The following is a 13644-nucleotide window of genomic DNA, read 5'->3' on the forward strand; positions in this document are numbered from 1 at the left end:
CTGTTACCGGGTAATGCCGGCGTAGGGAGTTACGGTCATATGACCTCGCAGGATGCACGCACGTCCGGAGCCGGTCGCGAGATCGGCTGGCACAAGGACTATGTGACGGGCTCGCGTCCGGACATCCGCGTTCCGGTGCGACGGGTGCACCTCACCAACGGCCAGGACGTCCGCCTCTACGACACGTCCGGCCCGTACACCGATGCGTCCGTCGAAACGGACGTACGACGGGGCCTCCCCCCGCTCCGGGAGAACTGGATCATCGCCCGCGGCGACACCGAGGAGTACGCCGGGCGCCCGGTGCGCCCGGAGGACGACGGCATCAGGCACACCGCGCCGCGCGGGGGCCTGCGCAACCTCGACGCCGTCTTCCCCGGCCGCCCCCGTCAGCCCCGCCGGGGCCGCGACGGAGCGGCGGTCACCCAGCTCGCGTACGCCCGGCGCGGGGAGATCACCGCCGAGATGGAGTACGTGGCACTGCGCGAGGGCGTCTCCCCGGAGACCGTCCGCGAGGAGATCGCCGCGGGCCGCGCCGTGCTGCCGGCCAACGTCAACCACCCGGAGATCGAGCCGATGATCATCGGCAAGAAGTTCCTGGTGAAGGTGAACGCCAACATCGGCAACTCGGCCGTCACCTCCTCCATCGAGGAGGAGGTGGAGAAGATGACCTGGGCCACCCGCTGGGGCGCCGACACGGTCATGGACCTCTCCACCGGCCGCAACATCCACACCACCCGCGAGTGGGTGCTGCGCAACTCCCCCGTGCCGATCGGCACCGTCCCGCTCTACCAGGCGCTGGAGAAGGTGGACGGCAAGGCCGAGGAGCTCACCTGGGAGATCTACAAGGACACCGTCATCGAGCAGGCCGAGCAGGGCGTCGACTACATGACCGTCCACGCCGGCGTGCTGCTGCGCTACGTCCCGCTGACCGCCCGCCGCAAGACCGGCATCGTCTCGCGCGGCGGCTCGATCATGGCGGCCTGGTGCCTGGCGCACCACAAGGAGTCGTTCCTCTACGAGAACTTCGAGGAGCTCTGCGAGATCCTCGCCTCCTACGACGTGACGTTCTCCCTGGGCGACGGCCTGCGCCCCGGTTCGATCGCGGATGCGAACGACGAGGCCCAGTTCGCCGAGCTCAGGACGCTGGGCGAGCTCAACTCGATCGCCAAGCGGCACCACGTGCAGACGATGATCGAGGGCCCGGGCCACGTCCCGATGCACAAGATCAAGGAGAACATCGACCTCCAGCAGGAGATCTGCGAGGAGGCCCCGTTCTACACCCTCGGCCCGCTGACGACCGACGTCGCACCGGCGTACGACCACATCACCTCCGGCATCGGCGCGGCGATGATCGCCTGGTGGGGCACGGCGATGCTCTGCTACGTCACGCCCAAGGAGCACCTCGGCCTGCCGGACCGCGACGACGTGAAGACCGGCGTCATCACCTACAAGATCGCGGCCCATGCGGCGGACCTCGCCAAGGGCCACCCGGGCGCCCAGGAATGGGACGACGCGCTCTCGGACGCGCGTTTCGAATTCCGCTGGGAGGACCAGTTCAACCTGGCCCTCGACCCGGACACCGCCCGCGCCTTCCACGACGAGACGCTGCCGGCCGAACCCGCGAAGACGGCGCACTTCTGCTCGATGTGCGGACCGAAGTTCTGTTCGATGAAGATCTCCCAGGACATTCGCCGCGAGCACGGCGGCGATCTGGCCGTCGATGCGGAGGAAGGCATGGCGCAGAAGTCGCGCGAATTCGCCGCCTCCGGCAACCGCGTCTATCTCCCGATCGCCGACTGAGGCAGCGCCCCGACAGGGCGCCCGACAGGGGCGCCCCGTAGGGGCGCGGGGAACTGCGCGACAAGCCACGACGCACCCGCAGACGGAGTGCCGCCTTCGCCCGGCCGCCGGAGCGCGCCTACGGGGCGCCCCGGCGGCCGGGCGGGAAACGTGGTCATTGCGGAGCCTTCCCGTTGCCCCCCTGCTCGGGGCTCGTGAAGCCGGGCGGGGAGTAGCCGAGCCGGGGCGTGCGGCCCGCCCCGCCGGGCGGACCGCCGGGCGGGCCGCCGCCGTTCGCGTACGAACGGGGGGCCGGGGCGCCCGTGTTGATCAGTGCCTCTCTCAGGAACGGCAGCAGGCCACGGTGCAGCAGGGCCTGCCGCCAGGCCTCGCGGGCCCGCCCGGCCTCCTCGGCCAGGGGGTCGTGCGGCGCGCCGTCCTGGGCCTCCCGGCCGGTGCGCAGGGCGGTGACCAGCAGGCCGGAGGAGGCCACCAGCACCGCGGCGACGGTCAGGCCGCCGAACCACCAGCCGATGGTGACCATCTGGCCGGCCGCCGCCCCGCCCGTGCCCACCGTGCGCATCACATAGCCGATGAGCAGGAACAGGAACCCCGCGATCCCGGCCAGCACGGGGGCCAGCACCGCGACGACCGCGAGCGCGCCGGCGCCGGGGGCGTCCGGCCCTTCCGGGGTCGTGCTCGCGGAGGCGACCGCGTGGTCGTCCCCCGCGTCGCTCCCGCCACCGGAAGCGGAACCGCCGCCGACCGGCTGGGGCCGGGCGGCGGCGGAGCGGGCGCGCAGTTCCTCACGGACGGCGATGAACTCCTGATATTCCGTCGCCGCGCACGAGACGATGGCGGCCATGGCCCCTCGTGCCATGCCGCGCAGCTGCTCGGTGCCGAGCCGCTGTCCTATGAGTGCGGACAGTTCCGGGTCCTGGTTCGCTGTACGCAGCGCCTGGTCGAGAAGCCGCTCGAATTCCGGGCGGTCCTCGGCAAGCAGATGCGGAGCGCTGTTCATGTGCATCCCCCGATGCTCCGTATGGCGCCGTGGTGTCGGCTTGTACCGGGCAGTGGGCGGAAACGGAGGAGAGCGAGCCTGCGACGGACAAGCCGATGGTAGAGCGCTACCGGCGCGCGGTGACAGCCGGTTTCCCGAATTGCCCCGCGCCGGTGGAACCCTCGATCTGCCCGGGGAACGCCCCGCTGAATCCTCAGTCGGTCAGCGGAAGTTGCGCCACCAGCAGTTTTCCGGCCATGGTGACCCCGCCGTCCATGGCGACCGCGAGCCCGCCGGCGTACAGGTGCGGGCCGTCCACCAGGGGCGCGCCGTCCTCGCCGTCCGCGTCCTCCGCGGGCACCTCGCCCAGCAGATAGGGGATGGGGCTGTGGCCGTGGACGATACGGCTTCCGCCGTACGTCTGCAGCAGCTTCCGTACGGCGAGCGGCCCCTCCTCCTCGTCGCGGAAGGCGAAGCGCTTGGTGAACTTGCGGAACAGCTCCCAGCACTCGTCGGGGTCGTTGCGCTGCAGTGCCTCGGTGATGGCGTCGTTGACGTCCTCGATGGAGTCGCCGAATTCGAGGTAGGCGGTGGTGTCGGAGTGCAGCAGCAGGTGGCCGTCCTCCTCCGCGATCGCGTCCAGGCGTGACATCCACTGCAGGTGGTGGTCCTGCAGGCGCTCCATGTCGCTGCGCTGGCCGCCGTTGAGCAGCCATGCGGCCTGGAAGGAGGCGGTGCCGGCGCCGGAGTTCACGGGGGTGTCGGCGAACCGGCGGGCGCCGATGAGCAGCAGCTCGTGGTTGCCCATGAGGGCCTTGCAGTAGCCCCCGGCGGCGGCGGCCTCGGCGGACAGCCGCATCACCAGGTCGATCACGCCGACGCCGTCGGGGCCCCGGTCGGTGAAGTCGCCGAGGAACCACAGCCGGGCGTTGCCCGCGGCCCAGTTGCCGTGCGCGTCGATCAGGCCCTCGGCGGCCAGTGCCTCGTAGAGCTCGTCCAGGTAGCCGTGGACGTCGCCGACGACGTATAGGGGGCCGGGGCCGGCCGGCAGGGGGTCCTGCTGGGGCTGGGCCTGGGGCTGCGGCGCGGCGAGCGGGGTGAGCTCGACGGTGGGCACGTCCTGCGGGGCGCCGCGGTTGATGACCGGCAGGTCGCGGGCGGTGGGGGTGTAGCCCTCGGGGTACTCGCCGTACTCCCCGCCGCCGGGCAGCGGCGGCTGGGCCGGGGCGGGCGGCACCGGGGGCGGGGCGGGATGGCCGTAGCCGGGCGCGGGAGGCTGCGCTGCGGCGTACCCGGAGATGGGCGGCATCGCCGCCGTGGCCCGTGCCGCAGGTCCCTGCCCGGCCCCCTGAGTCATCGACCCCTCCACCATCGCGCCGCCGTGCACCTTGTGGACCTTGCCTGGTCGACGGCGGTCCGCGGTGTCGTGCGCCCATCATAGGAATGACCGTCGCGCCTTGTGACGCACCAGGGGCTGTGAATCGGGGCGGGTGACCGGGATCGCCGGTCATTTCTCCCCAAATGCGCCGTTAAATGAGCCGTTCGGGCCGGTCGAGCGGCCTCGTGCGCCGTCCCCGGGCCCGGTGACCCGCTCCCCCGGGAGCGGGTGTGCTTCCGGTTGACGTCCCGCGCCCGGTTGACATCCGGGCGTGGCGGGCGGGTGGTCCGTGGGCCGGTCGGCCGGCGTTCCGCCGCGGGTCGGCGCGGCGGGCGGGAGGTGACTGCGGTGGCAGTGGGGACGTACGGGGCGGTGCGGGTGGTGTGCGGATGCCGGGCGTACGGGTGGTCGCGGGGCGTCAGCCGGATGCGGGGCCGCGCGGGGGGCTCACGGTGGTGCGGGGCGGGCGCCGTTCGGAGGACGTCCGGACGATCAGCTCCGTCGGTATCACCTGCTCGACCGGGCGACCGCTGCCCAGGCCCTCGATCGCGTCGATGAGCAGCTGGACGACCGCGGTGCCGATGCGCCGCGGCTTGAGCGAGAGCGTGGTGATCGGCGGTTCGGTGGTGGCGTAGACGGTGGATTCGCTGCAGCACACGAGCAGCAGGTCGTCGGGGACGCGCAGGCCGTAGCGGCGGGCGGCGGCGAGCAGGTCGGTGCCGTTGGGGTCGAACAGCCCGTACACCGCGTCCGGCCGGTCGGGCCGGGCCAGCAGCCGGTCGGCGGCGACGGCGCCGGCGCAGGGGTCGTGCGCGGGGTACTCCTCGTAGACCGGGTCCTGGCCCACGCGCTCGCACCAGCGCAGGTAGGCGGTGGTCGACAGCCGGGTGTAGGTGTCGGTGGTGGTGCCGGTGAGCAGGCCGATCCGGCGGGCCCCGGCGGCGGCGAGGTGGTCGAGGATGTCGAGCACCGCGGCCTCGTGGTCGTTGTCCACCCAGGCGGTCACCGGCAGGGAGCCGGCCGGGCGCCCGTCGGAGACCACCGGGATGCCCTGGCGGACCAGGTCGGAGACGACCGGGTCGTGGTCGGAGGGGTCGATGACGACCGTGCCGTCGAGGGCGACGTTGGACCACACGTCGTGACGGGAGGTCGCGGGCAGGATGACCAGGGCGTAGCCGCGGGCCAGCGCGGCGGAGGTGGCGGCCCGGGCCATCTCGGCGAAGTAGGCGAACTCGGTGAAGGTGAAAGGTTCATCCCCGTATGTGGTCACGGTCAGTCCGATGAGCCCGGACTTGCCCGTACGGAGCGTGCGGGCCGCGGCCGACGGGCGGTAGCCCAGCCGGTCGGCGACCTCGCGGACGTGGCGGCGGGTCGCGTCCGGTAGCCGGCCCTTGCCGTTGAGCGCGTCGGAGACGGTCGTGATCGACACCCCGGCGGCGGCGGCCACGTCGCGGATGCCCGCGCGCCCCTGCCTGCTGCCCCGGCGGGAGGTCTCAGCCCGGCTCACCTGATGCTTCCCTGCTGCTGTCATGGCAGGCCGATAGTAGGGCTCGGGTGGTCCTTTGGCAGGGTGCCTCATTTGACTGTTGACAGGCACGTTTCTGCTGTGACCGATTCCATCAATGATCATGGAATCGCAGGTAGTTGAGGGAGCTTGCGGGGGGCCGTGGGCCTCTGGCATATCCACGCCCGCGGAATGGTCCAGGTCTCGAAGAGGTCTCAACTCACCTTCACGAGGGACGCGCGCCAGGGCGCCCGCCACGGCGCGCGGACCTGCGGGGAGCGCTCCCGAAACTCTGGACGCCGCCCCGGGCAATCCTCATAAGGTGTGGTGTATTCAGTCAGAGGTGGAGGAGGACCCGCGGTGACCGAGAAGACCCCGAAGCTGCGCGCCGCGCTCGAGGGCGTACCGACCTACAAGCCCGGCCGGCCCGCGGCCGCCGGCGGCCCCGTGGCGTACAAGCTCTCCTCCAACGAGAACCCCTACCCGCCGCTGCCCGGGGTGCTGGAGAGCGCCCTGCAGGCCGCCGCCTCCCTCAACCGCTACCCCGACATGGCCTGTGCCGGCCTGATGGCCGAGCTCGCCGAGCGCTTCGACGTGCCGCTGAGCCACCTGGCCACCGGCACCGGTTCGGTCGGCGTCGCCCAGCAGCTGGTGCAGGCGACGGCCGGCCCGGGCGACGAGGTGCTGTACGCCTGGCGGTCCTTCGAGGCGTACCCGATCATCACCCAGGTCTCCGGCGCGACCCCGGTGCAGGTGCCGCTGACCGAGGGCGCGGTCCACGACCTGGACGCGATGCTGGCCGCGATCACCGAGCGGACGCGCCTGATCTTCGTCTGCAACCCCAACAACCCCACCGGCACCGTGGTGCGCCGGGCCGAGCTGGAGTCCTTCCTGGACCGCGTGCCCTCGGACGTGCTGATCGTGCTCGACGAGGCGTACCGGGAGTTCATCCGGGACGAGGAGGTGCCCGACGGCATCGACCTGTACCGCGACCGGCCCAACGTCTGCGTGCTGCGCACCTTCTCCAAGGCGTACGGCCTGGCCGGCATGCGGATCGGCTTCGCCGTCGCCCACGAGCCGGTGGCCGCGGCGCTGCGCAAGACCGCGGTGCCGTTCGGCGTGAGCCAGATGGCCCAGGACGCGGCCGTCGCCTCGCTGCGCAGCGAGGACGCGCTGCGCGAGCGGGTGGACGCGCTGGTGGCCGAGCGCACCCGGGTGGCCGAGGGGCTGGCCGGCCAGGGCTGGACGGTTCCGGAGTCGCAGGCCAACTTCGTCTGGCTGCCGCTGGGGGAGCGCGCCGCGGACTTCGCCGCCGCGTGCGAGCGGGCGGGCGTGGTCGTCCGGCCGTTCCCGGGCGAGGGCGTGCGGGTGACGATCGGCGAGACCGAGGCGAACGACCTGGTGCTGCGGGCGGCGGAGGAGTTCCGCAAGGAGCTGTGACGGCCGAGGAGCCGTGACGGCCGAGCAGCTGTGACGGCCGGGGAGCCGTGACGGCGCCGCCGTCGGGCGTACGGGCCCTCACCCCTGGCGGGGTGGGGGCCCGCTGCCGTTGTGCGCAGGGCGCCCGCGGGCCGCGCTAGGGCCGATCGGGGCACCCCGGATGCTTGTCCGAAAAACGGGTGTGCCATGATGCTTGTGAATGTGAACGCGTTCACAAGCGCGCTTGGATGACCGCATTTATACGGGTCATACAGGGGCGAAACCACCGGTGGCAGGCGTCACCGGTGAGGCAAGAGGCAAGGAGAGACCCCGGTGAATCTGGCCCTGGCTCCTGAGACGCTCGCCCGCTGGCAATTCGGCATCACGACCGTCTACCACTTCCTCTTCGTCCCCCTCACCATCAGCCTCGCGGCGATCACGGCCGGCCTGGAGACGGCCTGGGTCCGTACGGGCAAGGAGAAGTACTTCCACGCCACGAAGTTCTGGGGGAAGCTCTTCCTGATCAACATCGCGATGGGCGTGGTCACCGGCATCGTGCAGGAGTTCCAGTTCGGCATGAACTGGTCGGACTACTCGCGTTTCGTCGGTGACGTCTTCGGCGCCCCGCTCGCGATGGAGGCCCTGCTCGCCTTCTTCTTCGAGTCCACCTTCATCGGGCTGTGGATCTTCGGCTGGGACAAGCTGCCCAAGAAGATCCACTGCGCCTGCATCTGGATCGTGGCCATGGGCACGATCCTCTCCTCGTACTTCATCCTGGCCGCCAACTCCTGGATGCAGCACCCCATCGGCTACACCGTCGACAAGGCCACCGGCCGGGCGCAGCTGACCGACATCTGGGCGGTGTTCACCCAGAACACGACCATGGTCGTCGTCCTGCACACCCTGACCGCCGCCTTCCTCACCGGCGCGGCCTTCGTCGTCGGCGTCTCCTCCTTCCACCTCTGGCGCGCCAAGCGCAAGCAGATCAGGGGCGAGGAGCTCGGCGCGAAGCAGCGCAGGCAGCTGCCCGCCATGCTCGCCTCGCTGCGCGTGGGCCTGGTCGTCGCCGTGATCGCGGGCCTGGGCACGGCCGTCAGCGGCGACGAGCTGGGCAAGGTGATGTTCGAGCAGCAGCCGATGAAGATGGCCGCCGCCGAGGCCCTGTGGGAGACGCAGTCGCCGGCCCCGTTCTCGGTCTTCGCGGTCGGCGACGTCTCCCAGGGCCACAACAGCGTCGAGATCGAGATCCCCGGCCTGCTGTCCTTCCTCGCCCACAACAACTTCACCGAGTCCGTCCCCGGCATCAACGACGTCGCGGCCCAGGAGGCCGCCCGCTACGGCGGGAAGGCCGAGGAGTACATCCCGAGCATCTTCATGACCTTCTGGGGCTTCCGCCTCATGATCGGCTTCGGGATGACCTCCTTCGTGGCCGGCCTGATCGGCCTGTGGACCACCCGCCGCAAGCTGTGGGTGGCACCGGACAAGCGCGTCGGACAGGACGAGATCCCGCGCCTGATGCTCACCCGCACCCGGGAGATGAACCCCTTCCTGACCGCCTGGTCGTGGCGCATCGGCATCCTGACCATGGGCCTGCCGCTCCTGGCCAACTCCTTCGGCTGGATCTTCACCGAGATGGGCCGTCAGCCCTGGGCCGTCTACGGCCTGATGAAGACCTCCGACGCGGTCTCGCCCGGCGTGGGGCAGGGCGAGGTCATCACCTCGCTGGCCGTCTTCACCGGCCTGTACGCGGTGCTCGCCGTGGTCGAGGTCCGGCTGCTGCTGAAGTACGGCAAGGCCGGGCCCGACACCGACGAGCAGCCGCCGGCGAAGGACCCCCGGCTGCGGCTGCCCCGCGGCCGCGACGCCGCCGACGAGCGGCCCGAGGACGCCGACAAGCCGATGACGTTCGCGTACTGACCGGCGCGGCGGCTCGTCACAGACAAGGGCGTCACAGACAAGGGAGAGAGGGCCATGCACCTCCACGACTTCTGGTTCCTGCTCATTGCGGTCCTGTGGACCGGCTACTTCTTCCTCGAAGGCTTCGACTTCGGCATCGGCGTGCTCACGCGCACCCTGGCGAAGGACCGCACCGAACGCCGGGTCCTGATCAACACCATCGGGCCCGTCTGGGACGGCAACGAGGTCTGGCTCATCACCGCCGCCGGCGCCACCTTCGCCGCCTTCCCCGACTGGTACGCCACCCTCTTCAGCGGCTTCTACCTGCCGCTGCTGGCGATCCTGGTGTGCCTGATCGTGCGGGGCGTGGCCTTCGAGTACCGCCACAAGCGCCCCGAGGAGCGCTGGCAGCGCAATTGGGAAGCCGCCATCTTCTGGTGCTCGCTGCTGCCCGCCTTCCTGTGGGGCGTCGCCTTCGCCGACATCGTGCGCGGGGTGCCGATCGGGCCCGACAAGAACTTCACCGGTGACGTGCTCGACCTGATCAGCCCGTACGCCCTGCTGGGCGGCCTGTTCACGCTCGTGCTCTTCACCTTCCACGGCGCGGTCTTCGCGGCCCTGAAGACCGACGGCGACATCCGTCACCGGGCCCGCGCCCACGCCGGGCGCTACGGCATCGCGGCCCTGCTGCTCGCCGCCGCCTTCCTGATCTGGACGCAGGCGGCGTACGGCAACGGGCGCAGCCTGCCCGCGGTCGTCCTGGCCCTCGGCGCCCTGCCGCTGGCCCTGCTGCTGAACCGGGCCCGGCGCGAGGGCTGGGCGTTCGCGCTGTCCGGACTGGCGGTGGTGGCGGCCTTCGCCACGGTCTTCCTCGCGCTCTTCCCGAACGTGCTGCCCTCCACCTCCGACCCCGCGTGGAGCCTGACCGTCACCAACGCCGCCTCCGGCGCCTACACGCTCAAGATCATGACCTGGATCGCGGGCTTCGCGACCCCCGTCATCATCGGCTACCAGGCCTGGACGTACTGGGTCTTCCGCAAGCGGATCTCCACCCGGCACATCCCGGCCGCCCACTGAGCCCGGCGCCATGAAGCCCGTCGACCCCCGGCTCCTGCGCCACGCCGCCGCGGCCCGCCGCTTCGTCGCCGCCACCGTCGCCCTCGGCCTGGCCGGCGCCGGGCTGGTGATCGCCCAGGCGATGCTGATCGCCGAGGTGGTCACCGGCGCCTTCCAGCACGGCCGGACGCCCGCGGACCTGCTGCGGCCGCTGATCCTGCTGGCCGCCGCCGCCCTCGGCCGGGCGGCGGTGGCCTGGCTCACCGAACGGGCCGCGCACCGCGCGAGCGCCGCGGTGAAGTCCGCCCTGCGCACCCGGCTCCTCGGCCACGCCGCCCTGCTGGGGCCCGGCGCCGCCCCGACCGGCGCCCTGGCCACCCTCGCCACGCGCGGCATGGACGCGCTCGACGACTACTTCGCCCGCTACCTGCCCCAGCTCGGCCTCGCCGTCGTCGTCCCCGTCGCCGTGCTCGCCCGCATCGGCACCGCCGACTGGCTCTCGGCCCTGATCATCGTCCTCACCCTTCCCCTCGTCCCCCTGTTCATGGCCCTCATCGGCTGGGCCACGCAGAGCCGGATGGACCGGCAGTGGCGGCTGCTCTCCCGTCTGTCGGGCCACTTCCTCGACGTCGTCGCGGGCCTGCCCACGCTCAAGGTCTTCGGCCGCGCCAAGGCCCAGGCCGCCTCCATCCGCACGATCACCGCCGACTACCGGCGGGCCACCCTGCGCACGCTGCGGCTGGCCTTCCTGTCCTCCTTCGCCCTGGAACTGCTGTCCACCGTGTCGGTGGCCCTGGTCGCCGTCGGCATCGGCATGCGGCTCGTCGGCGGCGAACTCGACCTGTACACCGGGCTGATGGTGCTCGTCCTCGCCCCCGAGGCGTACCTCCCGCTGCGCCAGGTCGGCGCGCAGTACCACGCCGCGGCCGAGGGCCTGGCGGCCGCCGACGAGGCGCTCACCCTCCTGGAGACCCCGCCCGCCCCGGCCGGCACGCTGCCGGCCCCGGACGCGCGCGGCGCGGCGCTGCGCCTGCAGGACGTCGAGGTGCGCCACCCGGGCCGCACCGAACCGGCCCTGGCCGCCACCACCTTGACCGTCTCCCCGGGCGAGACGCTCGCCCTGACCGGCCCCAGCGGATCGGGCAAGACCACCCTGCTGAACGTCCTGCTCGGGCTGCAGCGCCCCACGAGCGGACGCGTGCTGATCGGTGACACGGACCTGGCATCGCTGACCCCCTCCGGCTGGCGGGACCAGGTGGCCTGGGTCCCGCAGCGCCCCCACTTCTTCGCCGGCACCGTCGCCGAGAACGTGAAGCTGGCCCGGCCCGGTGCCACGGACGCACAGCTGCGCGCCGCCCTGCGCGACGCCGGTGCGCTCGAGTTCGTCTCCATGCTGCCGCAGGGCACTGACACCCGCCTCGGCGAGGACGGCGCCGGGCTGTCCGCCGGGCAGCGCCAACGCCTCGCCCTGGCCCGCGCGTTCCTCGCCGACCGCCCGGTGCTGCTGCTGGACGAGCCGACGGCGGCCCTGGACGGGACGACGGAGGCGGCCGTCGTCGAGGCGGTCCGCAGGCTGGCGGCGGGCCGCACGGTGATCCTGGTCGTGCACCGCCCGGCCCTCCTGGCGGTGGCCGACCGGGTCGTGCACCTGGAGCCTGCCCCGCTCCCGGGGCCGGGGGCAGCACCCACCGCCCGGCCGGTGCAGGCCGAGCGGGAAGCCCCCACCGGCCCGGACACGATGCCGGGTGACCGGGCGGGCGGGGGCTCCTCCGCGCGCAGCGCGGGGGCCCTCGCCCGGGTGCGGGCGACGGCCCACCCCGTACGCAAAAGGCTCGCCCTCGCGGCAGTGCTCGGCACGCTGGCCCTCGCCAGCACCCTGACCCTGATGGCGACGTCCGGCTGGCTGATCTCCCGGGCCTCCCAGCAACCGCCCGTGCTGTACCTGATGGTGGCGGTCACGGCGACCAGGGCGTCCGGCATCGGCCGTTCCGTCTTCCGGTACGCCGAGCGGCTGGTGTCCCACGACGCGGCCCTGCGCGTGCTGGCGGACCTGCGGGTCGCGGTCTACCGGCGGCTGGAGCGGCTGGCGCCGGCGGGCCTGCGGGAGAGCCGCCGGGGCGACCTGCTCTCCCGCCTCGTCGCCGACGTCGACGCGCTGCAGGACTACTTCCTGCGCTGGCTGCTGCCCCTGGTCTCGGCCGTGCTCGTGGGCACCGCCTCGGTGGCCTTCGCCGCGTGGCTGCTGCCGGAGGCCGGTGCCGTGCTGGCGGCCGGGCTGCTGCTGGCCGGGGTCGTCGTGCCGGTGCTGTCCGGTGCCGTGGCCCGGCGGGCGGAGCGGCTGCTGGCGCCGGCGCGGGGGGAGCTGTCGCAGCAGGTGGTCGAGCTGATGACGGGGCTCGCCGAACTGACCGTCGCCGGTGCGGTGCCGGCCCGGCTGGCGCGGCTGCGGGCGACCGACGCCGCGCTCACGCGCATTGCCCGCCGCGCGTCGGCGGCCACCGCGCTGGGGGCCGGGCTGTCGGCGCTGGCCTGCGGTCTGACCGTGGCGGGTGCGGCGTGGGCGGGGGCGGCGGCCGTGCACGACGGCCGGCTGGGCGGGGTGTGGCTGGCGGTGGTGGTGCTCCTGCCGCTGGCCGCCTTCGAGGCGGTGACCGGCCTGCCCCTCGCCGTGCAGCACCGGCAGCGCGTGCGGCGATCGGCCGAGCGGGTGTACGAGGTGCTGGACGCGCCCGAGCCCGTACGGGAGGGGACGGAGCCGGCGCCGCAGTCCCCCTTCCCGCTGCGGGTGGCGGGCCTGACGGCACGGCACCCGGGGCAGGACGCGCCGGCGCTGCAGGACTTCGGGATGGAGCTGACGGCCGGCCGCCGCATCGCGGTGGTGGGCGCGTCGGGGGCGGGCAAGACGACGCTGGCCCAGGTGCTGCTGCGCTTCCTGGACGCCGAGGCCGGCTCGTACACGCTGGCGGGCCGCGAGGCCGCGGCGATGGACGGCGACGCGGTGCGCCGCCTGGTGGGGCTGTGCGCCCAGGACGCGCACGTCTTCGACAGCTCGCTGCGGGAGAACCTGCGGCTGGCGCGGCCGGATGCCGGCGAGGAGGAGCTGCGTTCGGCGCTGGCGGGGGCGCGGCTGCTGGAGTGGGTGGACGGCCTGCCGCAGGGGCTGGAGACGATGGTCGGCGAGCACGGCGCCCGGCTCTCGGGCGGGCAGCGGCAGCGCCTGGCGCTGGCGCGGGCGCTGCTGGCGGGCTTTCCCGTCCTGGTGCTGGACGAGCCGGCCGAGCACCTGGACCTGGCCACCGCGGACGCGCTGACGGCGGATCTGCTGGCGGCGACGCAGGGCCGTACCACGGTGATCGTCACGCACCGGCTCGCGCGGCTGGCGGCGGTCGACGAGGTCGTCGTCCTGGAGCACGGGCGCGTGGTGCAGCGCGGGACGTACGAGGAGCTCGCGGGCGGGCCGGGGCCGTTCCGCCGCATGCTCGACCGGGAAGCGGGCAACGACGCGCCGGACACCCACCGAAAGGCGCTTTCCCTGGCAAATGGGGCTCATTAGGCTCGGCGGCATGGCAGCCACGGCGGAGCCCACCGGGCCCGCGGACCCCCCGGACGAGC

At 72.9% G+C, this 13644-nt stretch carries 8 protein-coding genes; 5 read left to right on the forward strand and 3 right to left on the reverse strand.

Annotation, left to right across the window (positions count from 1 at the left end; all coding sequences use genetic code 11):
- Positions 1 to 39 precede the first annotated feature (39 nt).
- Positions 40 to 1800 (forward strand): phosphomethylpyrimidine synthase ThiC, encoded by a 1761-nt coding sequence (thiC, locus tag ABD361_RS03100; protein ID WP_344433074.1) that lies wholly within the window; start codon positions 40 to 42, stop codon positions 1798 to 1800.
- Between the two features lie 154 nt (positions 1801 to 1954).
- On the opposite strand, the gene ABD361_RS03105 is transcribed toward thiC, so the two are convergent.
- The 3 genes from ABD361_RS03105 to ABD361_RS03115 all read right to left on the reverse strand — a co-directional run bounded on the left by ABD361_RS03105 (position 1955) and on the right by ABD361_RS03115 (position 5688).
- On the reverse strand, positions 1955 to 2806 hold the full coding sequence (locus ABD361_RS03105) for a hypothetical protein (RefSeq protein ID WP_344433075.1): 852 nt from the start codon (positions 2804 to 2806) through the stop codon (positions 1955 to 1957).
- Between the two features lie 187 nt (positions 2807 to 2993).
- Complete coding sequence (locus ABD361_RS03110; RefSeq protein WP_425583128.1) at positions 2994 to 4136, reverse strand: metallophosphoesterase family protein; 1143 nt, start codon at positions 4134 to 4136, stop codon at positions 2994 to 2996.
- Between the two features lie 439 nt (positions 4137 to 4575).
- Positions 4576 to 5688 (reverse strand): LacI family DNA-binding transcriptional regulator, encoded by a 1113-nt coding sequence (locus ABD361_RS03115; protein WP_344433077.1) that lies wholly within the window; start codon positions 5686 to 5688, stop codon positions 4576 to 4578.
- Positions 5689 to 6021: 333 nt separating this feature from the next.
- On the opposite strand from ABD361_RS03115, the gene hisC reads away from it, so the two are divergent.
- The 4 genes from hisC to cydD all read left to right on the forward strand — a co-directional run bounded on the left by hisC (position 6022) and on the right by cydD (position 13585).
- Positions 6022 to 7101, forward strand: a complete 1080-nt coding sequence (gene hisC, locus ABD361_RS03120) for a histidinol-phosphate transaminase (protein WP_344433078.1) — start codon at positions 6022 to 6024, stop codon at positions 7099 to 7101.
- Between the two features lie 312 nt (positions 7102 to 7413).
- The gene (locus ABD361_RS03125; protein ID WP_344433079.1) at positions 7414 to 8997 is read left to right on the forward strand and encodes a cytochrome ubiquinol oxidase subunit I; all 1584 of its coding nucleotides are present in this window, start codon (positions 7414 to 7416) and stop codon (positions 8995 to 8997) included.
- A gap of 54 nt (positions 8998 to 9051) precedes the next feature.
- Entirely contained in the window at positions 9052 to 10053 is a 1002-nt protein-coding gene (gene cydB / locus ABD361_RS03130) for a cytochrome d ubiquinol oxidase subunit II (protein WP_344433080.1), read from the forward strand.
- 10 nt (positions 10054 to 10063) lie between these two features.
- Positions 10064 to 13585: a thiol reductant ABC exporter subunit CydD gene (gene cydD / locus ABD361_RS03135; protein ID WP_344433081.1), complete on the forward strand. Its 3522-nt coding sequence runs from the start codon at positions 10064 to 10066 to the stop codon at positions 13583 to 13585.
- Positions 13586 to 13644 lie beyond the last annotated feature (59 nt).

Source organism: Streptomyces luteosporeus, from assembly GCF_039532865.1.
Taxonomy (GTDB): domain Bacteria; phylum Actinomycetota; class Actinomycetes; order Streptomycetales; family Streptomycetaceae; genus Streptomyces; species Streptomyces luteosporeus.